General features: G+C 68.9%; 24 protein-coding genes and 1 pseudogene. All 25 read right to left on the bottom strand.

Annotated features, from left to right (window positions below; genetic code table 11):
- Nucleotides 1-11 precede the first annotated feature (11 nt).
- Nucleotides 12-458 (bottom strand): DUF2550 domain-containing protein, encoded by a 447-nt coding sequence (locus ADK57_RS32550; protein ID WP_053753234.1) that lies wholly within the window; start codon nucleotides 456-458, stop codon nucleotides 12-14.
- Nucleotides 459-600: 142 nt separating this feature from the next.
- A complete protein-coding gene (locus ADK57_RS32545) occupies nucleotides 601-975 on the bottom strand; it encodes a F0F1 ATP synthase subunit epsilon (RefSeq protein ID WP_053753233.1) in 375 nt (124 codons plus the stop codon).
- A 108-nt stretch (nucleotides 976-1,083) separates the two neighbouring features.
- Nucleotides 1,084-2,520 (bottom strand): F0F1 ATP synthase subunit beta, encoded by a 1,437-nt coding sequence (gene atpD / locus ADK57_RS32540; RefSeq protein ID WP_053753232.1) that lies wholly within the window; start codon nucleotides 2,518-2,520, stop codon nucleotides 1,084-1,086.
- Nucleotides 2,520-3,437: a F0F1 ATP synthase subunit gamma gene (locus ADK57_RS32535; RefSeq protein ID WP_053753231.1), complete on the bottom strand. Its 918-nt coding sequence runs from the start codon at nucleotides 3,435-3,437 to the stop codon at nucleotides 2,520-2,522. Before ADK57_RS32535 ends, atpD begins: the two co-directional genes overlap by 1 nt.
- A 21-nt stretch (nucleotides 3,438-3,458) precedes the next feature.
- Nucleotides 3,459-5,048, bottom strand: coding sequence for a F0F1 ATP synthase subunit alpha (gene atpA / locus ADK57_RS32530; protein WP_053753230.1), 1,590 nt, complete (start codon nucleotides 5,046-5,048; stop codon nucleotides 3,459-3,461).
- A 129-nt stretch (nucleotides 5,049-5,177) separates the two neighbouring features.
- A complete protein-coding gene (locus ADK57_RS32525; RefSeq protein WP_053753229.1) occupies nucleotides 5,178-5,993 on the bottom strand; it encodes a F0F1 ATP synthase subunit delta in 816 nt (271 codons plus the stop codon).
- Nucleotides 5,990-6,547 (bottom strand): F0F1 ATP synthase subunit B, encoded by a 558-nt coding sequence (locus ADK57_RS32520; RefSeq protein WP_107091697.1) that lies wholly within the window; start codon nucleotides 6,545-6,547, stop codon nucleotides 5,990-5,992. Before ADK57_RS32520 ends, ADK57_RS32525 begins: the two co-directional genes overlap by 4 nt.
- Before the next feature lie 43 nt (nucleotides 6,548-6,590).
- Nucleotides 6,591-6,815, bottom strand: a complete 225-nt coding sequence (atpE, locus tag ADK57_RS32515; RefSeq protein ID WP_018521144.1) for an ATP synthase F0 subunit C — start codon at nucleotides 6,813-6,815, stop codon at nucleotides 6,591-6,593.
- 77 nt (nucleotides 6,816-6,892) lie between these two features.
- Nucleotides 6,893-7,717, bottom strand: coding sequence for a F0F1 ATP synthase subunit A (atpB, locus tag ADK57_RS32510; protein ID WP_053753228.1), 825 nt, complete (start codon nucleotides 7,715-7,717; stop codon nucleotides 6,893-6,895).
- Between the two features lie 225 nt (nucleotides 7,718-7,942).
- Nucleotides 7,943-8,377, bottom strand: a complete 435-nt coding sequence (locus tag ADK57_RS32505) for a hypothetical protein (RefSeq protein ID WP_053753227.1) — start codon at nucleotides 8,375-8,377, stop codon at nucleotides 7,943-7,945.
- Between the two features lie 321 nt (nucleotides 8,378-8,698).
- Complete coding sequence (locus tag ADK57_RS32500; RefSeq protein WP_053753226.1) at nucleotides 8,699-10,042, bottom strand: MraY family glycosyltransferase; 1,344 nt, start codon at nucleotides 10,040-10,042, stop codon at nucleotides 8,699-8,701.
- Nucleotides 10,043-10,171: 129 nt separating this feature from the next.
- Nucleotides 10,172-11,416: a serine hydroxymethyltransferase gene (gene glyA / locus ADK57_RS32495; RefSeq protein WP_053753225.1), complete on the bottom strand. Its 1,245-nt coding sequence runs from the start codon at nucleotides 11,414-11,416 to the stop codon at nucleotides 10,172-10,174.
- A 68-nt stretch (nucleotides 11,417-11,484) separates the two neighbouring features.
- Nucleotides 11,485-12,168 (bottom strand): low molecular weight phosphatase family protein, encoded by a 684-nt coding sequence (locus ADK57_RS32490; protein WP_053753224.1) that lies wholly within the window; start codon nucleotides 12,166-12,168, stop codon nucleotides 11,485-11,487.
- Complete coding sequence (locus ADK57_RS32485) at nucleotides 12,165-12,812, bottom strand: L-threonylcarbamoyladenylate synthase (protein ID WP_053753223.1); 648 nt, start codon at nucleotides 12,810-12,812, stop codon at nucleotides 12,165-12,167. Before ADK57_RS32485 ends, ADK57_RS32490 begins: the two co-directional genes overlap by 4 nt.
- 52 nt (nucleotides 12,813-12,864) lie before the next feature.
- Entirely contained in the window at nucleotides 12,865-13,710 is an 846-nt protein-coding gene (gene prmC, locus ADK57_RS32480) for a peptide chain release factor N(5)-glutamine methyltransferase (protein ID WP_053753222.1), read from the bottom strand.
- A 38-nt stretch (nucleotides 13,711-13,748) separates the two neighbouring features.
- Nucleotides 13,749-14,825, bottom strand: a complete 1,077-nt coding sequence (prfA, locus tag ADK57_RS32475; protein ID WP_053753221.1) for a peptide chain release factor 1 — start codon at nucleotides 14,823-14,825, stop codon at nucleotides 13,749-13,751.
- Between the two features lie 108 nt (nucleotides 14,826-14,933).
- Complete coding sequence (gene rpmE, locus ADK57_RS32470) at nucleotides 14,934-15,155, bottom strand: 50S ribosomal protein L31 (RefSeq protein WP_030042685.1); 222 nt, start codon at nucleotides 15,153-15,155, stop codon at nucleotides 14,934-14,936.
- A 161-nt stretch (nucleotides 15,156-15,316) separates the two neighbouring features.
- On the bottom strand, nucleotides 15,317-16,453 hold the full coding sequence (locus ADK57_RS32465; protein WP_053753220.1) for an LCP family protein: 1,137 nt from the start codon (nucleotides 16,451-16,453) through the stop codon (nucleotides 15,317-15,319).
- A gap of 206 nt (nucleotides 16,454-16,659) precedes the next feature.
- Nucleotides 16,660-18,477, bottom strand: coding sequence for a trypsin-like serine protease (locus ADK57_RS32460; protein ID WP_053753219.1), 1,818 nt, complete (start codon nucleotides 18,475-18,477; stop codon nucleotides 16,660-16,662).
- Nucleotides 18,478-18,616: 139 nt separating this feature from the next.
- On the bottom strand, nucleotides 18,617-20,689 hold the full coding sequence (gene rho, locus ADK57_RS32455; RefSeq protein ID WP_053753218.1) for a transcription termination factor Rho: 2,073 nt from the start codon (nucleotides 20,687-20,689) through the stop codon (nucleotides 18,617-18,619).
- Between the two features lie 408 nt (nucleotides 20,690-21,097).
- Nucleotides 21,098-22,027, bottom strand: coding sequence for a homoserine kinase (thrB, locus tag ADK57_RS32450; protein WP_053753217.1), 930 nt, complete (start codon nucleotides 22,025-22,027; stop codon nucleotides 21,098-21,100).
- Between the two features lie 266 nt (nucleotides 22,028-22,293).
- The gene (thrC, locus tag ADK57_RS32445) at nucleotides 22,294-23,352 is read right to left on the bottom strand and encodes a threonine synthase (RefSeq protein WP_053753216.1); all 1,059 of its coding nucleotides are present in this window, start codon (nucleotides 23,350-23,352) and stop codon (nucleotides 22,294-22,296) included.
- A 6-nt stretch (nucleotides 23,353-23,358) separates the two neighbouring features.
- Nucleotides 23,359-24,651 (bottom strand): homoserine dehydrogenase, encoded by a 1,293-nt coding sequence (locus tag ADK57_RS32440; RefSeq protein ID WP_078973467.1) that lies wholly within the window; start codon nucleotides 24,649-24,651, stop codon nucleotides 23,359-23,361.
- A 214-nt stretch (nucleotides 24,652-24,865) separates the two neighbouring features.
- The gene (gene lysA, locus ADK57_RS32435) at nucleotides 24,866-26,257 is read right to left on the bottom strand and encodes a diaminopimelate decarboxylase (protein WP_053753215.1); all 1,392 of its coding nucleotides are present in this window, start codon (nucleotides 26,255-26,257) and stop codon (nucleotides 24,866-24,868) included.
- Nucleotides 26,258-26,273: 16 nt separating this feature from the next.
- Nucleotides 26,274-26,632 (bottom strand): annotated as a pseudogene (locus tag ADK57_RS48045) (DALR anticodon-binding domain-containing protein); the annotation flags it as partial.

Raw genomic sequence — 26,632 nt, 5'->3', positions numbered from 1 at the left:
CGTCAGGCCCGTCAGGCCACGTTGACGCGCTGTCCGGGTGGGGCTGCCTCCAGCCACGCGAGGAAACCGGTCAGCGCGTCTTCGCTCATGGCGAGTTCGAGGCGCGTGCCCCGGTGCAGACAGGTGAGGATGATCGCGTCGGAGAGCAGCGCCAGCTCCTCCTCGCCCTCGGGCAGACGGCGGCCGGCCACCTCGATCGACGAGCGCTCCAGGACGCGGCGCGGGCGGTAGGCGTAGGAGAAGACGCGGTACCACTCGACACGGTCGCCGTTGTAGCGGGCGACGCCGTAGCTCCAGCCCTTGCCACTGGTGTCCGGTTTCTCGGAGACGTCCCAGCGCAGCGAACAGTCGAACGTCCCGCCGGAGCGCTGGATGAGTCTGCGGCGCAGGCCGAAGACGAAAAGCCCCAGTACCACCAGGGCCACGACGATTCCGCACACAGTCAGAGCGAGGACCATCGACACCGACCTCCTCGTCTCCTAGGTACCCGAAATAGGTAACGGAACGGAAAAAACATCCATATCTGCCTCAGCCGCGGTCGGCTCCGGATTGCTCCGGTGCCGGCCGCGGCTGAGTGACGTCATCGCATCCGCGCTGGGGTCAGCGCGCCGCCGCCGCACGCAGTCGTACGTCCGCGCGACGCTCGGCGGAGGCGTCGCCCTCCGCCTTCGCGCGCTCGAGCTCCCGCTCCGCGCGCTGGACGTCGATCTCGTCCGAGAGCTCGGCGATCTCGGCCAGCAGCGACAGCTTGTTGTCGGCGAACGAGATGAAACCGCCGTGCACCGCGGCGACGACCGTTCCACCGTCACTCGTACGGATGGTCACCGGGCCCGACTCCAGCACACCGAGCAGCGGCTGGTGACCGGGCATGACGCCGATGTCGCCGGACGTGGTGCGCGCGACGACCAGGGTGGCCTCGCCGGACCAGACCTCTCGGTCGGCCGCGACCAGCGCGACGTGCAGCTCAGCAGCCAAGGTGGCTCCTCGGGTCACCACCCGGCGGGTCTGCCGGGTGTTGGTTACAAGTCTAGTGGGCGTGGAAGAGGGGGCGGGACGCACCCGCCCCCTCTACGAGCACGAGGCTCAGGAGACGCCCAGCTCCTTGGCGTTGGCCTTGAGGTCCTCGATGCCACCGCACAGGAAGAACGCCTGCTCCGGGAAGTGGTCGTACTCGCCGTCGATGATCGCGTTGAACGCGGTGATCGACTCGTCCAGCGGGACGTCCGACCCGTCGACGCCGGTGAACTGCTTGGCGACGTGGGTGTTCTGGGACAGGAAGCGCTCCACGCGACGGGCACGGTGGACGGTGAGCTTGTCCTCCTCGCCCAGCTCGTCGATACCGAGGATCGCGATGATGTCCTGGAGGTCCTTGTACTTCTGCAGCACCGTCTTGACGCGCATGGCGGTGTTGTAGTGGTCCGCCGCGATGTAGCGCGGGTCCAGGATGCGGGAGGTGGAGTCCAGCGGGTCCACGGCCGGGTAGATGCCCTTCTCGGAGATCGGACGGGAGAGAACCGTCGTCGCGTCGAGGTGGGCGAACGTGGTGGCCGGGGCCGGGTCGGTCAGGTCGTCCGCGGGGACGTAGATCGCCTGCATCGAGGTGATCGAGTGACCACGGGTCGAGGTGATGCGCTCCTGGAGGAGACCCATCTCGTCGGCCAGGTTCGGCTGGTAACCCACCGCGGAGGGCATACGGCCGAGCAGCGTCGAGACCTCGGAACCGGCCTGCGTGAAGCGGAAGATGTTGTCGATGAAGAACAGCACGTCCTGCTTCTGCACATCGCGGAAGTACTCCGCCATGGTCAGACCGGCCAGGGCCACGCGCAGACGGGTGCCCGGGGGCTCGTCCATCTGACCGAAGACCAGGGCGGTCTTGTCGATGACGCCCGACTCCGCCATCTCCTCGATGAGGTCGTTGCCCTCACGGGTGCGCTCGCCGACACCGGCGAACACGGAGACACCGTCGTGGTTGTTGGCGACGCGGTAGATCATCTCCTGGATGAGCACCGTCTTGCCGACGCCGGCACCACCGAACAGACCGATCTTGCCACCCTTGACGTACGGGGTCAGCAGGTCGATGACCTTGACGCCGGTCTCGAACATCTCGGTCTTCGACTCGAGCTCGTCGAAGTTCGGCGCCTTGCGGTGGATGGACCAGCGCTCACCGTCGTAGGTCTCGTCGACGTTCAGCACCTCACCGAGGGTGTTGAACACCTTGCCCTTGGTGAAGTCGCCGACCGGGACGGTGATGCCCGTGCCGGTGTCGGTGACCGGGGCCTGGCGGACCAGACCGTCGGTGGGCTGCATCGAGATCGTGCGGACCAGGCCGTCACCCAGGTGCTGGGCGACCTCCAGGGTCAGCGTCTTCTTCGCACCGGCCTCGGCCGGGTCGGAGATCTCGACGTGAAGGGCGTTGTAGATCTCCGGCATGGCGTCGACGGGGAATTCCACGTCGACGACCGGGCCGATGACCCGGGCGACGCGGCCCGTGGCAACGGCCGTCTCAACTGTCGTCGTCATTACCTGTCACTCCCCGCGGACGCGTCGGCCAGGGCTGCGGAGCCACCGACGATCTCGCTGATTTCCTGGGTGATTTCGGCCTGGCGGGCCGCGTTGGCAAGGCGGGAGAGGGTCTCGATGAGCTCTCCGGCGTTGTCGGTCGCCGACTTCATCGCGCGCCGCGTCGCGGCGTGCTTGGAGGCGGCCGACTGGAGAAGCGCGTTGTAGATGCGGCTCTCCACATAGCGCGGCAGCAGGGCGTCGAGGACGTCCTCTGCCGACGGCTCGAAGTCGAACAGCGGAAGGATCTCGTCCTTCGTCGCCGACTCCTGAGCCACCTCGTCGAGGCTGAGCGGCAGCAGCCGGTCGTCGAGCGCCGTCTGCGTCATCATCGAGACGAACTCGGTGAACACGATGTGGATCTCGTCCACACCGCCGTCCGCCGTGTCCTTCTCGATGGCCTCGATCAGCGGGGCCGCGACCTGCTTGGCGTCCGCGTACGTCGGCTCGTCGGTGAACCCGGACCACGACTCCGTGACCTTGCGCTCACGGAAGTTGTAGTGGGCGAGGCCACGACGGCCGACGATGTACGTGTCGACCTGCTTGCCCTCGCGCTCCAGGCGCTCGGTCAGCTTCTCCGCGGCCTTGATGGCGTTGGAGTTGAAGGCGCCGGCCAGACCGCGGTCACTGGTCAGAAGCAGTACCGCGGACCGCACGACCGTCTCGGCCTGCGTGGTCAGCGGGTGCTTCGTGTTCGAACCGGTACCGACCGCCGTGACCGCGCGGGTGAGCTCGGTCGCGTACGGCGCGGAGGCCGTCACCTTGCGCTGCGCCTTGACGACGCGCGAGGCGGCGATCATCTCCATCGCCTTGGTGATCTTCTTGGTCGCGGTGACGGAGCGGATGCGACGCTTGTAGACCCGGAGCTGGGCTCCCATGAGTCAGGTCCCTTCCTTACGTCACTTGGCCGCGGCCGGGGCGTCCTCACCGAGGAGCTTGCCGTCCGAGGTCTCGAACTGCTTCTTGAACTCGGCGATGGCGTCCGCGATGGCGGTGAGGGTGTCGTCCGACATCTTGCCGCCCTCCTTGATGGAGGTCATGAGGCCCTGCTCCTTGCGGTGCAGGTACTCCAGGAGCTCCTTCTCGAAGCGGCGGACGTCGGCGACCGGTACGTCGTCCATCCTGCCGGTGGTACCGGCCCACACGGAGACGACCTGATCCTCGGTCGGCATCGGCTGGTACTGAGGCTGCTTGAGCAGCTCGACCAGCCGCTGGCCCCGCTCCAGCTGCGACTTCGACGCGGCGTCCAGGTCGGAACCGAAGGCGGCGAACGCCTCCAGCTCACGGTACTGGGCGAGGTCGAGGCGGAGCCGGCCGGAGACCTGCTTCATCGCCTTGTGCTGCGCGGAACCACCGACTCGGGAGACGGAGATACCGACGTTCAGCGCGGGGCGCTGACCGGCGTTGAACAGGTCCGACTCCAGGAAGCACTGGCCGTCGGTGATGGAGATGACGTTGGTCGGGATGAACGCCGACACGTCGTTGGCCTTGGTCTCGACGATCGGCAGACCGGTCATCGAGCCGGCGCCCAGGTCGTCGGAGAGCTTCGCGCAGCGCTCCAGCAGACGGGAGTGCAGGTAGAAGACGTCGCCCGGGTAGGCCTCGCGGCCCGGCGGACGGCGCAGCAGCAGCGACACGGCGCGGTAGGCGTCGGCCTGCTTCGAGAGGTCGTCGAAGATGATGAGGACGTGCTTGCCCTCGTACATCCACTGCTGACCGATGGCCGAACCGGTGTACGGCGCCAGGTACTTGAAGCCGGCCGGGTCGGACGCCGGGGCGGCGACGATGGTCGTGTACTCCAGCGCGCCGGCCTCGTCGAGGGCGCCACGCACGGAGGCGATGGTCGAACCCTTCTGGCCGATGGCGACGTAGACGCAGCGGACCTGCTTCTTCGGGTCGCCGGAGCGCCAGTTGTCACGCTGGTTGATGATCGTGTCGACAGCCAGGGCGGTCTTGCCGGTCTGGCGGTCACCGATGATCAGCTGACGCTGGCCACGGCCGACCGGGGTCATCGCGTCGACGGCCTTGTAGCCGGTCTCCATGGGCTCGTGCACCGACTTACGGGCCATGACGCCCGGGGCCTGCAGCTCGAGGGCGCGGCGGCCGGACGTCTCGATCTCGCCGAGGCCGTCGATCGGGTTGCCGAGCGGGTCGACCACGCGGCCGAGGTAGCCCTCGCCCACGGCGACCGACAGGACCTCGCCGGTACGGGTGACCGGCTGACCCTCCTCGATGCCGCTGAACTCACCGAGGACGACGCAGCCGATCTCGCGCTCTTCCAGGTTGAGCGCGAGGCCGAGGGTTCCGTCCTCGAACTTCAGCAGTTCGTTGGCCATGGCCGAGGGCAGTCCCTCGACCTTCGCGATGCCGTCGCCGGCAAGGGTGACCGTACCGACCTCCTCGCGCGAGGCCGCGTCCGGCTTGTACGACTGGACGAAGTTCTCCAGTGCGTCCCGGATCTCCTCCGGCCGGATCGTGAGCTCCGCCATCTGGGTTCCCTGCTCTCCTTGTTGGGCCCGAAGTTTCAACTTGGGGGTCTGGGGGCGACCCCCAGGAATCCTCTGCACGGCCCAACCGGGCCGTAGGTACACGTACTGCTCTGCTTTATGAAGTTGCTGCTAGCTCGCCATGCGGCGGCCGACGTCCTCGATACGGTCCGCGATGGAGCCGTTGATGACCTCGTCACCGACCTGCACCCGGATCCCGCCGAGGACCTCGGGGTCCACGTCGAGGTTGAGGTGCATCCTGCGGCCGTAGAGCTTCGCGAGGGCGGCACCCAGGCGCTGCTTCTGCGGGTCGCTCAGCGGTACCGCCGAGGTGACGACGGCCACCATGCGGTCCCGGCGCTCGGCGGCGAGCTTGGACAGGGACTCCAGTCCCGCCTCCAGGCTACGTCCCCGCGGCACGGTCACAAGGCGCGTCACCAGACGCTCGGTGGTCGCGGCGGTCCGGCTGCCGAGCAGGCTGCCGAGCAGCTCGCCCTTGGCCGAGGCCGGGGCCTTGTGGTCGGTCAGCGCGGCACGCAGCTCGGTGCTCGAGGTGACGATCCGGCCGAACCGGAACAGCTCGTCCTCGACGCTGTCGAGCGTGCCCGCCTGCTGCGCGGCGGTCAGGTCGGCCAGGGCGGCCAGCTGCTCCAGCGCGTCCACCAGGTCGCGCGACTGCGACCAGCGGGAACGCACCAGACCGGACACCAGGTCGACGGCCGAGCCGCTGACCTGGGAGCCGAGCAGGCGCTGGGCCAGTTCGGCCTTGGCCTCGCCGGACTGCGCCGGGTCGGTCAGGACCCGACGCAGCGACACCTCGCGGTCGAGCAGCGCGGTGACGGCGGCCAGCTCGTCGGCGAGCGAGCCGGCGTCCACGGACGTGGAGTCCGTCAGCGCGTCGAGACGCTCGCGTGCGGCTGCCAGGGCCTCGCGGCTCGCTCCGTTCATCGCGTGGCCTCGGCCTTCGAAGCTGCGTCATCGAGCCCGTCGAGGAAGCGGTCGATGACACGGCTCTGCCGGGCGTGGTCCTCGAGGGACTCGCCGACGAGCTTGCCGGCCAGTTCGGTCGCGAGCGTGCCGACGTCCTGGCGCAGCGCGGACGCGGCGGCCTTGCGGTCGGCTTCGAGCTGGGAGTGACCCGCGGCGACGATCTCCTCGCGCTGCCGCTGGCCTTCCGCACGCATCTCGGCGATGAGCGCGGCACCCTGCTCCTGCGCCTCCTGGCGCAGCCGCGCGGCCTCGTGGCGGGCCTCGGCGAGCTGGGCCTTGTACTGCTCAAGGACGCTCTGGGCCTCGGTCTGTGCGGCCTCGGCCTTCTCGATACCGCCCTCGATGGCCTCGCGACGCTCTTCCAGAACCTTGTTGATGGTCGGGAGGAGCTTCTTGGCGAGGAAGCCGAAGACGATGACGAAGGCGATCAGGCCGATGACGAGCTCCGGCCACGGCGGAATGAGGGGGTTCTCCTTCTCCGCCTCGGCCGCCAGCTGAACCAGGGGGTTCACATCAGTGCCTTTCGTCTAATACGGCTGGTCGTGGGGGTTCGTCTTAGTAGACGAACGGCATGACCAGACCGATGAGGGCGAGCGCCTCACAGAACGCGAAGCCCAGGATCTGGTTGGCGCGGATCAGGCCGGCCGCCTCGGGCTGGCGGGCGAGAGCCTGCGTGCCGTTACCGAAGATGATGCCGACGCCGACGCCGGGGCCGATGGCCGCAAGACCGTAACCGACGGAGCCAAGGTCACCGGTGACAGCAGCGAGGGTCTGGGACATGCCAGTTCTTCCTTCTCTTTACGGACCGGTGGGGGTTGGCCACCGGACGACTCTGGGGTGTTCGAAAGCGGCGGTGCTCAGTGGTGCTCGGCGAGCGCGCCCTGGATGAAGGTGCAGGTCAGGAGGACGAAGACGTACGCCTGAACAGCCTGGATGAAGAGCTCGAAGGCAGTCATCACGATGACCATCACGAACGAGACGGCGGAGTAGGCGATGCCGATGCCGTTCAGCATGTACCAGCTGGCGATCGTGAAGAGCAGCAGCAGGGTGTGGCCGGCGAACATGTTCGCGAACAGTCGCACCGCGTGCGTGAAGGGGCGGACCAGCAGGTTCGAGAAGAACTCGATGGTCATGGCCAGCGGGAGCACCGGGCCGAGCGACTTGTCGTAGCCGGTGAAGTTCTTGAAGGCGCCCACGAAGCCGTGCCGCTTGAAGGTCAGCGAGACCCAGGTGATGTAGACGATCGCCGCCAGGACCATCGGGTAGGCGATGATCGACGTCACCGGGAAGGCGGCGACCGGGACGATCGACCAGAGGTTCATCATCCAGATGAAGAAGAACAGCGAGACGGCGAGCGGGACGTACTTCTCGCCTTCCTTCTTGCCGATCGTCTCGTAGACGACGCCGCGACGTACGAAGTCGTAGCCGGCCTCGGCGACCATCTGGAGCTTGCCGGGGATCAACTTCGGCCTGGCGAACGCGGCCCAGAAGAAGCCCACGATGATGATGGAGCCCAAAAGCGCCAGCAGCATCGGCTTGTTGAAGTAGAGGCCGTTGCCGTCGGCGTCGCCCAAGAGCGGCTCGAACAGGAACGAGTGCAGGCCCGGAGCCGGGAAGCCACAACCGTCGAACAAGTGGCAGTCGGTCTCGAAGGCGAGCGTCTGCGTCGGGTCAGCACTCACCGCGGGCTCCTTCAGCGTGGCGCATAGGTACGGCAACCTCGTTGTGTCGGCGCGGCGCGCAGCCGCGGTTCGGCACGGGACTGGTGTTTCGGATGTGGGGGCGGCTGGGGGGCATCTCGCCTCGCGATTGAGCAGGCGTCAGCTCAGATGCCCGCGCCCGCGATGCCGCAGTTGGCACCGGACGATAGCAGCATCTCTGTAGCGCCCTTATCCCGGCCCTACCCCTCACGACGAGTGCCCCGTCTTTTCGGGCTTGTCGCCCGACGACTCGGGTTCTACGTAGAGGATCTTGGCCTTCATGTGGGCGCGCGTCTGTGCGGCGATCCACACGAGGGTGCCGGCGACGAGCGTGAGCGCGAAGGCCCGGGCGTTGAACAACGTCGTGTTCTTGAAGGCGGCGAGGAAGATGAACAGCAGCAGGATCTGTGCCGCGTACAGCATCAGACCCATCGCCTGGAAAAGGTGCGGAAGCGATTTGGCAGTGCGCTGCAGAACGTAGAGACCGATCCCCATGAACAGGATCACGATCAGCGTCGCGACGCCCGCCCCGATCGCACCCTTGCCACCGGCGACCACACCACTGATGACGGCGGCTACGGCGCCGACGGCAGCTGTGGGCACAGCAGCGTGGAGCAGGATCCGGACGTCATTGGACGGCATGGCGGCAACTCCGCTTTCACAGGGGGCAGGGTGTCGTCATGGACGAGCGTAGTCCCGGGGCGAGGGTCGAAACCTCACACCAATGGACCGTCGCACTACGGTCCTTCGGCTCCATCCGGGGTTCTCGTGAACCGTATCACAAACTATTTGATGCGGTCTTTACCAAGTGGGTGTGCTCGCTGTCACACATGAGAGTGACAGTGCGCGTCTGTGCAGAATCGCGGCCGAATTGTCTGGTATTGGGGCCGTTTGCACCCCAACTCGTCCCCCACGCTTTGGCAATGCTTTAGTCAGATTCTTACCTTGGGCGTCAGCGTGACGTCAGCGCGACGAGTCGGCTTTACCCCGGTCCAGGAAGCGCGAACGGGCGCCGAGGGCGGTCGCGCCGTTGACTCCCGCCACCCCGGCGGCGACCGGAGTGCGCGGCTCCTCTTCGATCGGGGCGCTCTCGTCGGCCTCGATCTGCCCGCCGACGGCGGCCGGTTCCTCCACCGCCCCGCGGCGGCGGTAGCGCGGCGGCACGAAGTGCTCGGCCCAGCGCGGGGCGCGCGGGGTGAAGCGGGGCAGCAGGAGCAGCGCGAGGCCGATCGCACTGAGGAAGACGACGCCGAGCACGATCCACATGGACGCCGAGTTCACCGAGTAGGCGAGGGCGCCGAAGGCGATCAGCGCCGACCAGAAGTACATGATCAGCACCGCCCGGCTGTGCGAGTGCCCGATCTCCAGCAGCCGGTGGTGCAGGTGCCCCCGGTCCGCCGCGAACGGCGACTGGCCGCGCCAGGTACGCCGCACGATCGCCAACACCAGGTCGGCGGCCGGGATCGCGATGATCGTGAGCGGCAGCAGCAGCGGGATGTAGACGGGCACCGTCTGGTGCACGGCCGCCTTCTCGGACCCGGCGAACAGCTTCAGCGCGTCCGGGTCGACCTGCCCGGTGATGGAGATGGCACCTGCCGCCAGCACCAGGCCGATGAGCATCGAGCCGGAGTCGCCCATGAAGATCCGCGCGGGGTGCATGTTGTGCGGCAGGAAGCCGAGGCACATGCCCATCAGGATCGCCGCGAACAGTGTGGCGGGGGCGGCGGCCTCGATGCCGTACGAGACCCAGACGCGGTAGGCGTACAGGAAGAACGCGGCCGAGGCGATGCACACCATGCCGGCCGCGAGGCCGTCGAGGCCGTCGACGAAGTTGACCGCGTTGATGGTGATGACGACCAGCGCCACCGTCAGCAGGGTGCCCTGCCACTGGGTCAGCGCGACGTTGCCCACGGACGGGATCGGCAGCCACAGGATCGTCAGACCCTGCATGACCATCACGCCCGCCGCGATCATCTGGCCACCCAGCTTGATCAGGGCGTCGATCTCGAACTTGTCGTCCAGGACGCCGATCAGCCAGATGACCGCCGCCCCGGAGAGCAGCGCCCGTGGCTCGTTGGACTTGGCGAAGACCTCGTTGAGGTTGGCGAGGTGGTCGGCGACCAGCAATCCCGCGCACAGGCCGAAGAACATGGCGATCCCGCCGAGCCGCGGAGTCGGTTCCCGGTGCACGTCACGGGCCCGGATCTCCGGCATCGCTCCGGCCACGATCGCGAACTTCCGTACCGGCCCTGTCAGCAGATACGTCACCGCGGCCGTCACGCAGAGCGTCAGCAGGTATTCACGCACGGGCTTCCCCACAGGTCTCGCTGGCCATCTCAGCCCCACACCCTAGCGACGGACGCATACGGTTGGGGACTTCCGGGTAGCGACGATGGTTGCACGGGTGGCTGTGCACCCTGGTGCGCCTACCCCCGCTCAGCCCGGATAGGGCGGAAATCCACCGACCAGCTCCCGCACTTCTTCACGGGCCTTCTGACTCTCCACCTCACCCCTGAGGACCTGCGCGAACAGTACGGCGATCCGCACCATCTCCGCCTCCCCCATGCCCTGCGTGGTCACGGCCGCGGTGCCGAAGCGCAGGCCCCGGACATCCGCATGCGGAAGGGCACAGCAGTCGAGCACCATACCCGCCGCCGCGAGCCGGCCGCGCGCGGTGCGTCCGTCGACGCCGAGCGGCGCCGGGTCGGCCGTCACCAGGTGGGTGTCGGTCCCCCCGGTGGTCACGACGAGCCCCTCGGTGGCGAGCCTCTCGGCCAGCATCCGCGCGTTGGCGACCACCTGGTGGGCGTACGCCGTGAAGGCCGGTGTCGCCGCCTCGCCGAACGCGACGGCCTTGGCGGCGATGGTGTGCATCTGGGCGCCGCCCTGGGTGAAGGGGAACACGGCCCGGTCGACCCGCTCGGCGAGATCGGCACCGCACAGGATCATGCCGCCGCGGGGGCCGCGCAGCACCTTGTGGGTGGTGGCGCACACCACATCGGCGTACGGCACCGGGTTCGGCGCCGCTCCCCCGGCGACGAGCCCGATGGGATGGGCGGCGTCGGCGATGAGATAGGCGCCGACCTCGTCGGCGACCTCCCGGAAGGAGGCGTAGTCGATGTGGCGCGGGTAGGCGATGGAGCCGCACACGATCGCCTTGGGCCGGTGCGTACGGGCGAGCGTGCGCACCTGGTCGTAGTCGATGAGCCCGGTCTCCGCGTCCACCCCGTATCCCACGAAGTCGAACCAGCGGCCGGAGAAGTTGGCGGGCGAGCCGTGCGTGAGGTGTCCGCCGTAGGGCAGCCCGAGGGCGAGCACGGTGTCGCCGGGGCGCAGCAGGGCGGCATACGCGGCCAGCACGGCCGACGAGCCCGAATGGGCCTGCACGTTGGCGTGCTCGGCGCCGAACAGCGCCTTCGCCCGCTCCACGGCGATCCGCTCGGCGACGTCGACGATCTCGCAGCCGCCGTGGTGCCGGGCTCCCGGATACCCCTCCGCGTACTTGTTCGCGAGGGGGGAGCCGAGGGCGGCCAGCACGGCCGGCGAGGAGAAGTTCTCGGCGGCGATCAGCTGCAGCGTCGTCGACTGCCGGTCGGCCTCCCCGAGCAGGATCTCGGCCAGCTCGGGGTCCTGCCGGCGCAGGACGTCGGCGGCGGTCTCGGGGGCATGGGTGACCGACATGGTGGGCTCCGGGCGTCGACGGTGACGTACGTCCAATGTAGGCCCGGGACGGAGGGGGTGCTCGGTTGTTACGTCCTTGCAGGTACACCCGTGAGCGCCGTGACGACCGGATCCAGTGCCTGGTTTATCTCGTCCCCGATCGACCGGAAGAACGTCAGCGGGGCCCCGTACGGGTCGTAGACCTCGTCCGCCTCGGCCGTCGGGGCCAGCAGCCACCCGCGTAGAGCCGCTGCCGCGCGGACCAGGGCGCGTGCGCGGGCCACCATCCCGTCCTCGAGGGGAGGGAGGGTCGCGGGGTCGATCGCCTTCACCAGGCGGGTGAACTCCTTCAGGGTGAAGGTGCGCAGGCCCGCCGAGTGGCCCATGGAGATGACCTGGGCGCGGTGGTCGCGGGTCGCCGTCAGGACCAGGTCGGCCATGATGACGTGTTCGTCGAGCAGTTCACGGCCGGTGAAGCCGGAGGCGTCCGCGCCGAAGTCGGCCAGCACGGTCTCCGCGTTGGCCTCCATGGGCGCGCCCTCGTGGCCCCAGGTGCCGGCGCTCTCCACGATCAGCCCGCCCCACAGGGGGTCGCCGAGCCGGTCCGCCAGGGCATGACGGGTCAGCCGCTCGGTGATCGGCGAGCGGCACACGTTGCCGGTGCTGACGTGGAGGATGCGGAAGCTGTCGCGCGGAAGCCCGACGAATGTCGTCGTGATCTCCGCGGCACTTTCCCCGTTGCCTATGCCACGCCCCGCGTCAGGGGCCGTCAATTCGCCACCTCGAGGTCGGGTACGACCTTCCGCAGCTCGTCGGCCGAGATGGCGCCCTCGCGCAGGAGGAGGGGGATCTCTCGGGTGACGTCGACGATCGAGGACGGGACGTTGCCCGGGGTCGGACCGCCGTCGAGGTACACGGAGACCGAGTCGCCGAGCATCTCCTGGGCCGCGTCACAGTCCTCCGGCGCCGGGTGGCCCGTCAGGTTCGCCGAGGAGACCGCCATGGGGCCGACCTCGGTCAGCAGCTCGATGGCGACCGGGTGCAGCGGCATGCGCACGGCGACCGTGCCACGGGTGTCCCCCAGGTCCCACTGGAGGGACGGCTGATGCTTGGCGACGAGCGTGAGCGCGCCCGGCCAGAAGGCGTCGACCAGCTCCCAGGCCAGCTCGGAGAAGTCCGTGACCAGCCCGTGCAGGGTGTTCGGGGAGCCGATGAGGACAGGGGTGGGCATGTTGCGGCCCCGGCCCTTGGCCTCCAGCAGGTCGTGCACCGCTTCCGAGGAGAACGCGTCGGCGCCGATGCCGTACACCGTGTCGGTCGGCAGCACCACGAGCTCGCCACGGCGGACGGCGGACGCGGCCTCGCGCAGACCCGTCGTGCGGTCGGTCGCGTCGTTGGTGTCGTATCGCCGTGCCATATCTAGCGGGCCTCCTCGTACACGTACTTCTGGAAAAGACTCTGCGGGGCGCTCACGGCGTCGCCTTGCGGGCGGTCGCGAAGCGCGGGCGGTTGTTGAGGTCGGGGTGGTCGGCCGCGTCGGCCCAGCCCCGCTCCTCGGTGAAGATCCACGGCACCTGGCCGCCCTGGGTGTCGGCGTGCTCGATGACGACGACCCCGCCCGGGCGAAGGAGCCGGTGTGCGGTGCGTTCGATGCCGCGGATCAGGTCGAGGCCGTCCTCCCCTGAGAACAGGGCGAGTTCGGGGTCGTAGTCCCGCGCCTCGGGGGCGACGTACTCCCATTCGGTGAGCGGGATGTACGGCGGGTTGGAGATGACCAGGTCGACCTGGCCGTCGAGGTCCGGGAAGGCGTCCAGGGCGTTGCCCTGACGCAGGTCGACCCTGGACCCCGCCATGTTCTTGCGCGTCCACTGGAGGGCGTCCTCGGACAGCTCCACGGCGTGCACACGGGAGCGCGGGACCTCCTGGGCGAGGGCGAGGGCGATCGCGCCGGATCCGGTGCACAGGTCGACGATCAGCGGCTCGACCACGTCCATCGCGCGTACGGCGTCTATGGCCCAGCCGACCACGGACTCCGTCTCGGGACGCGGGACGAACACCCCTGGCCCGACCTGGAGTTCCAGGTACCGGAAGAAGGCCCGCCCGGTGATGTGCTGCAGCGGCTCGCGCTGTTCACGCCGGGCGATGACCTCCCAGTAGCGGGCGTCGAAGTCCGAGTCCTTCACGGAGTGCAGCTCGCCCCGCTTCACGCCGTGCACGAACGCGGCGAGCTCCTCCGCGTCGTTGCGCGGCGAGGGCACGCCGGCGTCGGCCAGCCGCTGGGTGGCCTGGGCCACCTCTGCGAGCAGCAGGTTCACGCAAGTCCTCCGTGTCGTACTCGTGCGTGGGTACGCGCTTACGCGGCCGCCAGCTTCGCTGCCGAGTCCGCGTCGACGCAGGCCTGGATCACCGCGTCGAGGTCGCCGTCCAGGACCTGGTCCAGGTTGTACGACTTGAAGCCGACGCGGTGGTCCGAGATGCGGTTCTCCGGGAAGTTGTACGTACGGATCTTCTCGGAGCGGTCGACGGTGCGGACCTGGCTGCGGCGGGCGTCGGCGGCTTCCCGCTCCGCCTCCTCCTGCGCCGCGGCAAGCAGCCTGGAGCGCAGGATACGCATCGCCTGCTCCTTGTTCTGCAGCTGGCTCTTCTCGTTCTGGCAGGAGGCGACGACTCCGGTGGGAATGTGCGTGATGCGCACCGCGGAGTCGGTGGTGTTGACGGACTGTCCGCCGGGACCGGAGGACCGGTAGACGTCGATACGGAGGTCGTTGGGGTTGATCTCCACGTCCACCTCCTCCGCCTCGGGGGTCACCAGGACACCGGCCGCGGAGGTGTGGATACGGCCCTGCGACTCGGTCGCCGGCACGCGCTGCACGCGGTGCACGCCGCCCTCGTACTTCATCCGGGCCCACACGCCCTGCCCGGGCTCGGTGGCCCCCTGGCCGCCCTTGGTCTTCACGGCGACCTGGACGTCCTTGTAGCCGCCCAGCTCGGACTCGGTGGCGTCGATGATCTCGGTCTTCCAGCCGACCCGCTCGGCGTACCGCAGGTACATGCGCAGCAGATCACCGGCGAACAGGGCGGACTCGTCGCCGCCCGCGCCCGCCTTGATCTCCAGGATGACGTCCTTGTCGTCGCTGGGGTCGCGCGGGACGAGGAGAAGGCGCAGCTTCTCCGTCAGTTCCTCGCGCTGCTTCTCCAGCTCCTTGACCTCGGCGACGAAGTCCGGGTCGTCGGCGGCGAACTCGCGGGCGGTCTCGATGTCGTCGCCGGTCCGCTTCCAGGAGCGGTACGTGGCGACGATCGGGGTGAGCTCGGCGTACCGCTTGTTCAGCTTGCGCGCGTTGGCCTGGTCGGAGTGGACCGACGGATCGGCCAGCTTCTTCTCCAGGTCGGCGTGCTCACCGACGAGGTCCTCGACGGCCTCGAACATCTTTCGGCTCCTGTACTGCTGGAATGAGGGGAAGGCGGGCGACCAAAAACGCCGGTCCCGGTGCGCCCGGAGAAGGGGCGCGACCGTGGACCGGCGAAATGGGGCTCGCTACTTCTTGGAGCCGGCAGCCTTGCCGAAGCGGGCCTCGAAGCGGGCCACACGGCCACCGGTGTCGAGGATCTTCTGCTTGCCCGTGTAGAACGGGTGGCACTCGGAGCAGACCTCGGCACGGATGGTGCCGGAGTCGATGGTGCTACGAGTGGTGAACGAGGCGCCACAGGTGCAGCTGACCTGCGTCTCGACGTACTCGGGGTGGATGTCGCGCTTCAAGGGTGTCTCCTAGTTTCGGGAGGGCGCCGGGTCGCAGCCGCGGGATGCGGAGGCGTGAACCGGAGCCGACGTACCAGTCTGCCAGGACTGGCCGCATCCCCCAAAACCGGGGGGCGCGACGATCTATTCCCGCGGGTTCGTCCCACAGCCTCGGGAAGAGGTCAGGAGGACGTCACGACGCCGTCGGCGTCGCCGGTGGCGGTGCCCTCGGTGGCCGACTTCGGGATCGCCTTGTCGTTCTTCAGGGCGGTCCACACCTGCTTGGCCTTGGTCTCCTCGACGATCACACGGTTCGGGTTCGCCGGGTCGTACTGGACCGGCATCGTGACCATGTTCATGTTGGAGGAGCTGATGCCCTTCAGGCCCTTGGCGAAGGACATGAGCGAGTTGATCGAGCCCAGGTCGGAGTCGGTCGTCACGGCCTTGGTGGCGGTGTTGGCGAGGTCGTACAACTTGGTGCCGCTGCCGAACAGGTCGACGTTCTTGACCTGGTTGATCAGCGCCTTGATGAAGGCCTGCTGGAGCTGGATGCGACCGAGGTCGGAGCCGTCGCCGACGCCGTGCCGGGTGCGGACCAGGCCGAGGGCCTGCTCGCCGGTGAGCGTGTGCGTGCCGGCCTTCAGGTCGAGGTGGCTGTCGGAGTCCTTGATGTCCTTGGTCGTGGTGACCTCGACTCCGCCGAGCTCGTCGATGATCTTCTCGAAGCCGCTGAAGTCGACCTCGAGGTAGTGGTCCATGCGGACGCCGCTGATGGTCTCGACGGTCTTCACCGCACAGGCGGCGCCCCCGGTCGAGTACGCGGAGTTGAACATCACCGCGGACGCGGCGTCGTGCGTTTCGCCCTTGGTGTCGGTGCACTCGGGGCGGTCGATGATGGTGTCGCGGGGTATGGAGACCACGCTGGCCTTCTTGTGGCCCTCGTAGACGTGCACGATCATCGCCGTGTCGGAGCGGGCGCTGCCGTCGTCGGTGCCGCCGCCGAGCTTCTTGTTGCTGCCGGAGCGGGTGTCCGAGCCGAGGACGAGGATGTTCTCGGAGCCGTTGTCCACCTTGGTCGGCCGGTCGGTGCCGAGGGCCGAGTCGATGTCGACGCTCTTGATGTTGCCGTTGAGCTTGAAGTAGACGTAGCCGGCTCCGGTGCCGCCCAGGATCACGATGCCCGCCGCGGTCCAGGCCATGACGAGGACGCCCTTGCGGCGCCCGCCTCGGGGCTTGCGGCGGCTGCCCTTGGCCCGATGGCGGCCTTTGGTAGCGGACTCACCCGGTATGCCGGGCTCCGGCGTGCTCTCGGCGGTCATGTGCTCCTCGAATCTCGTCCGGTCGGTTACCCCCTGTTTTCAGGGTCAGGCGTGGTCGTGAGGGACCCGTATCGCCTCATCGTCGCTCCGCCTGGTCAGACGGCGAAACCTGGGAAAGGGTTGCACAACGCACTGTGGCCACCCTGTGAATCGGTGGCCACAGTGCGTAACGGACTATCCGGGGCGAACGCCGCTCACCAGCGGTTTCAGCCGAAAATGTCGTACTGCTTGAAATCGGTCCCCACGGAGACCCGTGTGGCAAAGATCTCGCTCGTGGCCTTGCCGGTGCCCTTGTACAGATAGAGCGTGCCGCCGGGCGTACGGGCCAGGAAGTCGGCCTTGCCGTCTCCGGTGATGTCGCCGACCGCGTCGAAGGCGTTGTACGTCGTGCTGCTCCAGGTGCGCACCTTGATCCGGCCGGAGAAGGCTCCGCTGCCGGACTTGCCGGTGCCCTTGTACAGGTACACGTAGCCGTTGCTCTTGCCGCGGGCGATCAGGTCGGCCTTGCCGTCGCCGGTGAAGTCGCCGTGGCCGCGCAGGGAGTTGTACTGGTTCCAGCCCGAGCCGACCTTCACTCGGGCCGCGAAGGTGCCGTCGCCCTTGCCGGGGTAGATCCACAGGACGCCTGCGGAGTCGACCGAGAGCAGGTCGGGCAGGTAGTCGCCGGTGACATCGCCGGGAGTGAGGATGCGGGTGCGGGTCTTCCAGTTGTCGAAGATCTGCTTGGGGTCGGCCCAGCTCTCGGTGGCCGGGACGTAGCGCCACCAGTAGACGTCGCCGGTCGTGCTCTCGCGGTACACGAAGTCCTGGTAGCCGTCCCGGTTGAGGTCGGCCTGCAGGACGACGTTGGCGCCGCCCCAGTTGCCCCAGGACTGGCGTGCGCCGAACGCGCTGCCCGTGGAGTCCTTCTCGTAGCCGGTCTTGGTGGAGGCGTTGCGCACCCACAGGTCGGCCTTGTGGTCGAAGCTCAGGTTGGTGTCGTCGACGCGCGGATAGGCGGCGCCGACGTACGTGCTGACCTTGGTGAAGACGCTGTACGCGCCCTTCGTCACACAGTTGGGCACGCCCCAGGAGACGACGCCCACGATCCGGTTGTTCACGACCAGCGGGCCGCCGGAGTCGCCGTTGCAGGCGGAGGTGGTGCCGGTGTCGCTGCCGGTGGCGGGGGTGCCCGCGCAGACCATGTGGCCCTTGACGAAGTCGGTGCCGTAGTAGCCGGCGCAGGTGGCGTCGGACTTGATCGGCAGCGTGGCCGTCTTCAGCGTCTCGGAGATGTCCTGCGTGGTGGAGGTGGTACGGCCCCAGCCGTAGAGCTTCGCACTGGTGCCGGAGACGTACGAGGCGGTGTCGCCGGACGTCGTCATGCGGATCGGCGTGGCCTTGACGGGGCTTGCCAGGGTGAGCACCGCGAGGTCGTTGTCGATCGTCCGCGCGTTGTACGACGGGTGGTTCCACTGCCGCAGGACCCCGCTGACGGTGCCGCCGTGCAGGTCGCCCGACGAGGGCAGTTGGGAGGTCCCGGTCACGACGGCGCCGCCCGCGTGCCAGTCGTAGCCCTTCACACAGTGCGCGGCGGTGAGGATCTTCGTCGGCGCGACGACGGCACCACCGCAGAAGAAGCCGGTGTCGTCGCTCTCGTCGGCGGTGCCCTGGTCGTCGGTGTACCAGAGCTGGGCCATCCACGGAGCCGTGGTGATGGTGGTCGTCGTACCGCCGATGACCATCGGGTCGACGGTGGACGTGCCGGTGTCGGTGCCGGTGTCGGTGCTCGCGCTGAGCGAGGTCTTGGCCGTCGTGCCGCCCGGGGTGTCGTCACCCGCCATGGCGTCGGCGATCCGCTGCTCCAACTCGGCGAGCGAAGGCTGCGCGACCGCGGCCTTGACCGGCGGTTTCGGTGTGACGCCGGTGGCGGCGCCCGCGGACGACGTCAACAGCGCGGCAGCCACGGCGGCGACCACACCGGCCGCGCCGACCGGCAGGCCGATCCGTATCCGACGTCTGTGCCGGCCACCGCCGCCGGACATGGGTGTACCCACGCAAGTCCCCCCTCGGGATCATGAGTTCATGGTCGAAAAGTTGACCGAATCGCGTGATCTTACCCCGCGCGCATACAGCACAAAGGGCCACCCCTGGCACAGGGGTGGCCCTCTATGGAAGGTGACGTCAGTCGCCGTTGCCGGGCGTCGGGGTCGTCTTCTGGATCTGCAGCAGGAACTCGGCGTTCGACTTCGTCTGCCGCATCTTGTCGAGCAGCAGCTCGATCGCCTGCTGCTGGTCGAGCGCGTGCAGCACCCGGCGCAGCTTCCACACGATCGCCAGCTCGTCGCTGCCGAGCAGGATCTCTTCCTTACGGGTACCGGACGCGTCGACGTCCACCGCCGGGAAGATGCGCTTGTCGGCGAGCTTGCGGTCGAGCTTGAGCTCGGCGTTGCCCGTGCCCTTGAACTCCTCGAAGATCACCTCGTCCATGCGGGAGCCGGTGTCGACGAGTGCCGTCGCCAGGATGGTGAGCGAGCCACCGTCCTCGATGTTGCGCGCGGCACCGAAGAAGCGCTTCGGCGGGTAGAGCGCCGTCGAGTCGACACCACCGGACAGGATGCGGCCGGACGCGGGCGCAGCCAGGTTGTACGCACGGCCCAGACGCGTGATCGAGTCGAGCAGCACGACCACGTCGTGGCCCAGCTCCACCAGACGCTTGGCGCGCTCGATGGCGAGCTCGGCGACCGTGGTGTGGTCCTCGGCCGGGCGGTCGAAGGTCGAGGAGATGACCTCGCCCTTGACCGACCGCTGCATGTCGGTGACCTCTTCCGGACGCTCGTCGACCAGGACGACCATCAGGTGGCACTCGGGGTTGTTGTGCGTGATCGCGTTGGCGATCGCCTGCATGATCATGGTCTTGCCGGTCTTCGGCGGGGCCACGATCAGACCGCGCTGGCCCTTACCGATCGGCGCGACGAGGTCGATGATGCGGGTGGTGAGGATGCCCGGGTCCGTCTCCAGACGGAGGCGGTCCTGCGGGTAGAGCGGGGTCAGCTTGTTGAACTCCGGCCGCCCGCGCCCGGATTCGGGCGCCATGCCGTTGACGGAGTCGAGGCGGACCAGCGCGTTGAACTTCTCGCGGCGCTCGCCTTCCTTGGGCTGACGCACGGCACCGGTGACGTGGTCACCCTTGCGCAGGCCGTTCTTGCGGACCTGGGCGAGGGAGACGTACACGTCGTTGGGACCCGGCAGGTAGCCCGACGTACGGATGAAGGCGTAGTTGTCGAGGATGTCGAGGATGCCCGCGACCGGGATCAGGACGTCGTCGTCGGCGACCTGCGGCTCGGGGCCGCCCATCTCGTCACGGCCGCGACGGCCACGGCGGTCGCGGTAGCGGCCTCGACGGCCACGGCGGCCGCCCTCGAAGTCGTCGTCGTCCTGCGGGCCGTTGTCGCGCTGGCGGTCCTGGCGGTCCTGACGACCACCACCGCCGCCGCCCTGCTGCTGACGGTCCTGACGCTGCTGCTGGCCGCCGCCCTGGCCGCCCTGCTGGTCGTCGCCCTTGCGGCGCTCACCGCGGTCACCGCGCTCGCCACGGTCGCGGCCGCGCTCACGGCGGTCGCGACGACGGCCCTCGCCGCCGTCGGCGTCGCCCTTGGCCTCGCCCTGCGTCTGCGGGGCGGGCGTCTCGGCCTTCGGCTCGCTCTTGGCCTCGGCGGTGACCGTCTCGGGGCTGCCGGCCTCGGCGGTGGCGCGGCGGCGACGGCGCTCGACGGGAGCGTCGTCTCCCCCACGCTCGGCTTCGCTCGCGCGGGAGGGGCCCCCAGCCGGCTGGCCGGGAATCTCGATCTGCTGCTGGGCCACGGCCTTCTCGGCGGGGGCCTCGGACTTCGCGGCCGCCTTCTTCGCGGCGGCGGGAGCGGCCTCGTCGCCCGTACGGGCCTTGGAGGTGGCGCGGCGCTTGGGCTTGGTCTCGGCAGCGTCCCCGGCGGGAGTCGCAGCCTTGGGAGCCTCGGCACCCCCTCCTGCCTGCGCCTCCTTGATGACCTCGATCAGCTGGCTCTTGCGCATCCGCGCGGTGCCCCTGATTCCGAGGCCCGAGGCGACCTGCTGCAGCTCGGCCAGCACCATGCCCTCGAGGCCGGTACCGCGGCGCCGCCGGGAGCCGGCACCGGTGGCAGGCGCGGAGGCGTCCGTGGCGGGCGCGGCAGCGGTCTCCTCGACACGTGCGCCCATCAGATCGGTGGTGTCGCTCACGAAGGGTCCTTCCCTGGAGCGGACGTCGGCCTGTCTGGCTCGGCGACCGGTTGTGCTGTCCGGCTTCGGTCCTTGCTGTGTGGACCGTGCCGGGGCGGTGGTCCGCCTAGACGGCGGAGGAATGTGGTGACGGCGCTTCCCAAAGCCGTGGCACTGAGTGCCGGTGTCACGTGGCTTGGTCGCACCGGTTCCGGAGCGTGCCCGGCAAGTCGCTCAGTGCCCGCGTACGGCGTACTGCCCGCGTACGTCGTACGGAACACAGTGCGGCTTGGGAGGCTCCCGGAAGAATGTCTGTCCCGGACGGGGACGTGAAGCACCTCGCCATGGTGGGGTCGGGTGCAGACTTGAGGTTAACACTACCGGATCCAACAAACATTCCCCCTCTCGAAATCCGGCATGCGCCGGATCTCAGATGTCACTGGTGGGCGCGAGCGGCAGCACGCTCGCCCCCTGGGCGTCGAGTTCGAGCCGGTTCGCGGCCCAGCCCTCGCCCGCCAGATGGGCGACCTTGTCGGCGCTCTCGCCGTCGACCAACGCGAGCACCGTGGGGCCCGCGCCGGAGATGACTGCCGGGACCCCGTCGGCCCGCAGCCGCTCCACCAGCGCCGCGCTCTCGGGCATGGCCGGCGCGCGATATTCCTGGTGGAGACGGTCCTCGGTGGCGGGCAGCAGGAGCTCGGGCCGCCTGGTCAGGGCCTCGACGAGCAGGGCGGCACGGCCCGCGTTGGTGGCCGCGTCGACGTGCGGCACGGTGCGCGGGAGCAGTCCGCGCGCGGTCTCCGTCAGGACCGGCTTACCGGGCACGAAAACCACCGGAACGACGGAATCGGCGGGATCCATCCTGATTGCCCGGGCGGCTCCGGCCTCCATCCAGGAGAGCGTGAAACCGCCGAGCAGACAGGCCGCCACGTTGTCGGGGTGGCCCTCGATCTCGGTCGCGAGCTCGAGCAGGGCGGTGTCGTCGAGCTTGGAGTCGCCGCCTATGGTCACGGCGCGTGCGGCGACGATGCCGGCGCAGATCGCGGCCGAGGAGGAGCCGAGGCCCCGGCCGTGCGGAATGCGGTTCGCGCAGACGATCTCCAGGCCGCGCGGCTGTCCGCCGAGCAGGTCGAAGGCGGTGCGCAGGGACCGTACAAGAAGGTGGTTCTCGTCACGCGGGAGCGTCTCGCTGCCCTCACCCGCGATGTCGACGTGCAGCCCCGAGTCGGCCACCCGGACGACGACGTCGTCGTACAGCCCCAGCGACAGGCCGAGGGCGTCGAAACCCGGGCCGAGGTTGGCGCTGGTGGCGGGGACGCGCACCCGGACGGCGGCGGCGCGGAATGCTGGACCGGCCATCTCTCGATGACTCTCCTTGAGCTGCGGGACTGTCGAAGACATTCGATACGTACGTGAGGTTCCCTGGGGCGATGAGGACCCTGGGAACCGCTTCCGGGCCGCTGAGACGACGCGGCACCCGGCCATATGCGGAGGCATATGCGGCGGGCGGGTTCGGTACAGCCTATCGAAGGAAGGTTCTGTGGCGACATAGGGCGCACAGGAGGCGCACGATGCGTGTCGTAAGCCCCCTGTGCCACCCCCTGCGGGTTGACCCTTCGCGGAGGTCAGGCGAGCCCGAGGCGCTCGGCCGCCGTCGCCGCGTCGACCGGGACGGTGACCGGCTGCGGAGCACCCGCGACGGCCCAGTCGGGGTCCTTGAGGCCGTTGCCGGTGACGGTGCACACGATCTTCTGCCCCGGGTCGACCTTGCCCTGCTCGGCGGCCTTCAGCAGACCGGCCACGGACGCGGCGGACGCCGGCTCGACGAAGACACCCTCCTGAGCGGCCAACAGCCGGTAGGCGCGCAGGATTTCACGGTCCGTCACCTCGTCGATGAAGCCGCCGGACTCGTCCCGCGCCGCCAGGGCGAACTTCCAGGACGCGGGGTTGCCGATGCGGATCGCGGTGGCGATGGTCGACGGGTCCTTGACGATCTCGCCGCGCACGATCGGGGCACTGCCGGACGCCTGGAACCCCCACATTCGGGGGGTCTTGGCGGCGATGCCGTCGGCGGCGTACTCCTTGTAGCCCTTCCAGTACGCCGTGATGTTGCCCGCGTTGCCGACCGGCAGGACGTGGATGTCGGGCGCATCGCCGAGCATGTCCACGATCTCGAACGCGGCCGTCTTCTGGCCTTCGATACGCACCGGATTGACCGAATTGACCAGCGCCACGGGGTAGTTGTCGCTCAGGGCGCGGGCGAGGGTGAGGCAGTCGTCGAAGTTGCCGTCGACCTGGAGGATCTTGGCGCCGTGCACGAGCGCCTGCCCCATCTTGCCGAGCGCGATCTTGCCCCGCGGGACGAGAACGGCGCACACCATGCCGGCGCGCACGGCGTACGCGGCGGCACTCGCGGACGTGTTGCCGGTGGAGGCGCAGATGACCGCCTTCGCGCCCTCCTCCTTGGCACGCGTGATGGCCATGGTCATGCCGCGGTCCTTGAAGGACCCGGTGGGGTTGGCGCCCTCCACCTTGAGGTGGACCTCGCAGCCGGTGCGCTCGGAGAGCACCTGCGCGGGCACGAGGGGCGTGCCGCCCTCACGGAGCGACACGACCGGCGTGGTGTCGGACACCGGCAGCCGGTCCCGGTACTCCTCGATGATTCCGCGCCACTGGTGGGTCATTGCTGGTTACTCTCCTTCAACCCGCATGATGCTGGCGACACCACGCACGGTGTCGAGATTGCGCAACGCCTCGACGGTCCCGCCCAGGGCGGCGTCGGACGCTCGGTGCGTGACGACGACGAGAGATGCCTCGCCGTCCTTCCCCTGCTGGCGAACCGTATCGATCGAGACGCCGTGCTCGGCGAACACGGTGGCCACCTGGGCGAGAACACCCGGTTTGTCCGCCACGTCGAGGCTGATGTGGTAGCGCGTGACGACCGCACCCATGCCCGACACGGGCAGTGCGGCGTACGCGGACTCGCCGGGGCCGGTGGCGCCGTTGAGCCGGTTGCGGCAGACCGCGACGAGGTCGCCGAGCACGGCGGAGGCGGTGGGGGCACCGCCGGCGCCGGGGCCGTAGAACATCAGCTGCCCGGAGGCGTCGGACTCGACGAACACGGCGTTGTACGCGCCGCGCACGGAGGCGAGCGGGTGGGTCAGCGGGATCATCGCGGGATGCACACGCGCGGTGACGGACCCGCCGTCCTCCGCCCGCTCGCAGATGGCCAGCAGCTTGATGGTGCAGCCCATCTCCCTCGCGGAGGCGAAGTCGGCGGCGGTGACCTCGGTCATGCCCTCGCGATAGACGTCGTCGAGCCGTACGCGCGTGTGGAAGGCGATCCCGGCGAGGATGGCGGCCTTGGCGGCGGCGTCGAACCCCTCGACGTCGGCGGTCGGGTCGGCCTCGGCGTATCCCAGGGCGGTGGCCTCGTCGAGGGCCTCCTGATACCCGGCGCCCGTGCTGTCCATCTTGTCGAGGATGAAGTTGGTCGTCCCGTTGACGATCCCGAGCACGCGGTTCACCTTGTCGCCGGCGAGGGACTCGCGCAGCGGGCGGATCAGCGGGATGGCACCGGCGACGGCGGCCTCGTAGTACAGGTCCTTGTTGTTAGCTTCCGCGGCCGCATGGAGGTCGGCGCCCTCCTGTGCGAGGAGGGCCTTGTTCGCGGAGACGACCGAGGCACCGTGCTCGAACGCGGTGGTGATGAGCGTACGAGCGGGCTCGATCCCGCCGATGACCTCGACGACCACGTCGATGTCACCGCGCTTGACGAGGGCGGTGGCGTCGGTGGTGACGAGGGCCGGGTCGATGCCTTCGCGGACCCTGGACGGCCGTCGTACGGCCACACCGGCGAGCTCCACGGGGGCACCGATCCGCGCGGCGAGGTCGTCGGCGTGCGTCGTCATGATGCGCGCCACCTCTGAGCCGACCACTCCACAGCCCAGCAGCGCCACCTTCAGCGGACGCGTACGCATCATCCGACCTCGTTTCCTCATACCGTCACGGTTGGACCAGTCTCACTCACCGAACGGGAGTTTCTATCCCATGTCCGGATCGTGAGACATCGATTTCATTTGTACAGGGGTGAAAGACAGGAGATCTTCCACCCTCTGTTTTGTCCTCTGCTTTATGTCTGTTCTGGTGTCTGTTCTGGTGTCTGTTCTGGTGTCTGTTCTGGTGTCTGATTCCGGCTCACCCGACGTCGAGGCGCAGGAGGTCCTCCTCCGTCTCACGGCGGACGATGACGCGGGACTCGCCGTTGTTGACCGCGACGACCGGCGGGCGCAGCACATGGTTGTAGTTGCTGGCCATGGACCGGCAGTACGCCCCCGTCGCCGGTACGGCGATCAGGTCACCCGGTGCCAGGTCCGCCGGCAGGAACGCGTCCTTCACCACGATGTCGCCGCTCTCACAGTGCTTGCCGACGACACGGGCGAGCATCGGCGCGGCATCGGAGGTGCGGGACACGAGAGCGACGCTGTACTCGGCGTCGTAGAGCGCGGTACGGATGTTGTCGGACATGCCGCCGTCGACGGAGACGTACGTCCGCAGCCCGTCGAGGGGCTTGATGGTGCCGACCTCGTAGAGCGTGAACGCGGTCGGGCCGACGATGGCACGCCCCGGCTCGACGGAGATGCGGGGCGTGCGGAGCTTGGCGGAGTCGCACTCGCGGCTGACGATCTCCGTCAGGGCCTTGGCGATCTCGTGGGGCTCACGGGGGTCGTCGTCGCTGGTGTAGGCGATACCGAGGCCGCCGCCGAGGTCGATCTCGGGAAGCTCGACGCCGTGCTCGTCGCGGATGTCCTTCAGCAGCCCGACCACGCGGTGGGCCGCGACCTCGAAGCCGGACATGTCGAAGATCTGCGACCCGATGTGGCTGTGAATTCCGATGAGTTCGAGCCCGTCGAGCTGGAGGGCACGGCGTACGGCCTCGGCGGCCTGGCCCCCGGCAAGCGGAATGCCGAACTTCTGGTCTTCGTGGGCGGTGGCGATGAACTCGTGCGTGTGGGCTTCGACGCCGACGGTGATACGGATCTGGACGCGCTGGCGCTTGTCGAGCGACTGCGCGATGTGGGCGACGCGGACGATCTCCTGGAAGGAGTCGAGGACGATACGTCCGACGCCTGCCTCGATGGCCCGGTGGATCTCTTCCGTCGACTTGTTGTTGCCGTGGAAGGCGATGCGGTCGGCGGGCATGCCGGCGGAGAGGGCGGTCGCGAGCTCGCCGCCGGAGCAGACGTCGAGGTTGAGCCCTTCCTCGTGCAGCCAGCGCACGATCGCGCGGGAGAGGAAGGCCTTGCCGGCGTAGAAGACGTCGGCGTCGTGCCCGAAGGCGGTGCGCCAGGCGCGGGCGCGGGCGCGGAAGTCGGTCTCGTCGATGACGTAGGCGGGGGTGCCGTGCTCTTCGGCGAGGGCCTGTACGTCGATACCGCCGACGGTGACGACACCGTGGGAGTCACGGGTGACCGTCTGGGCCCAGACCTTCGGGTCGAGGGTGTTGAGGTCGGCCGGCGGGGCCGAGTAGTGGCCCTCGGGGAGGACATCGGCGTGACGGGGCCCGGCGGGGTGTGCGGAACGGCTCATTTCTCGGGTGGCTCTCTCAGAGGTGTTGGGGTGCGTCGATACCGAGCAGGGTCAGGCCGCCGGCCAGCACCGACCCGGCGGCTTCGGCAAGCGCGAGCCGGGCACGGTGGGCGGCCGAGGGTTTCTCGTCGCCGCGCGGCAGGACGGTGGGAAGGAGGGGGGCGACGGCATCGGCGACGGTGACGAGGTGCCGGGCGAGGCGGTCGGGGGCGCGGTGCGCTGCGGCTCGGGGGTGAAGCCCAGGTCGGCGGCGTTACGGCTGAGGGCCCGGGTGCGGGCGTGGGCGTAACGGACGCGGAAGAGGGGGTTGCTCTCGCACTGGACGAGGGGATCGTGGGTGAGGCGGGGGCGGTCGTGGGGCGCGGGGTGCAGGAG

Source organism: Streptomyces sp. MMG1533, from assembly GCF_001279775.1.
Taxonomy (GTDB): Bacteria; Actinomycetota; Actinomycetes; order Streptomycetales; family Streptomycetaceae; genus Streptomyces.
This window is presented reverse-complemented; position numbering and strand designations above follow the sequence as displayed.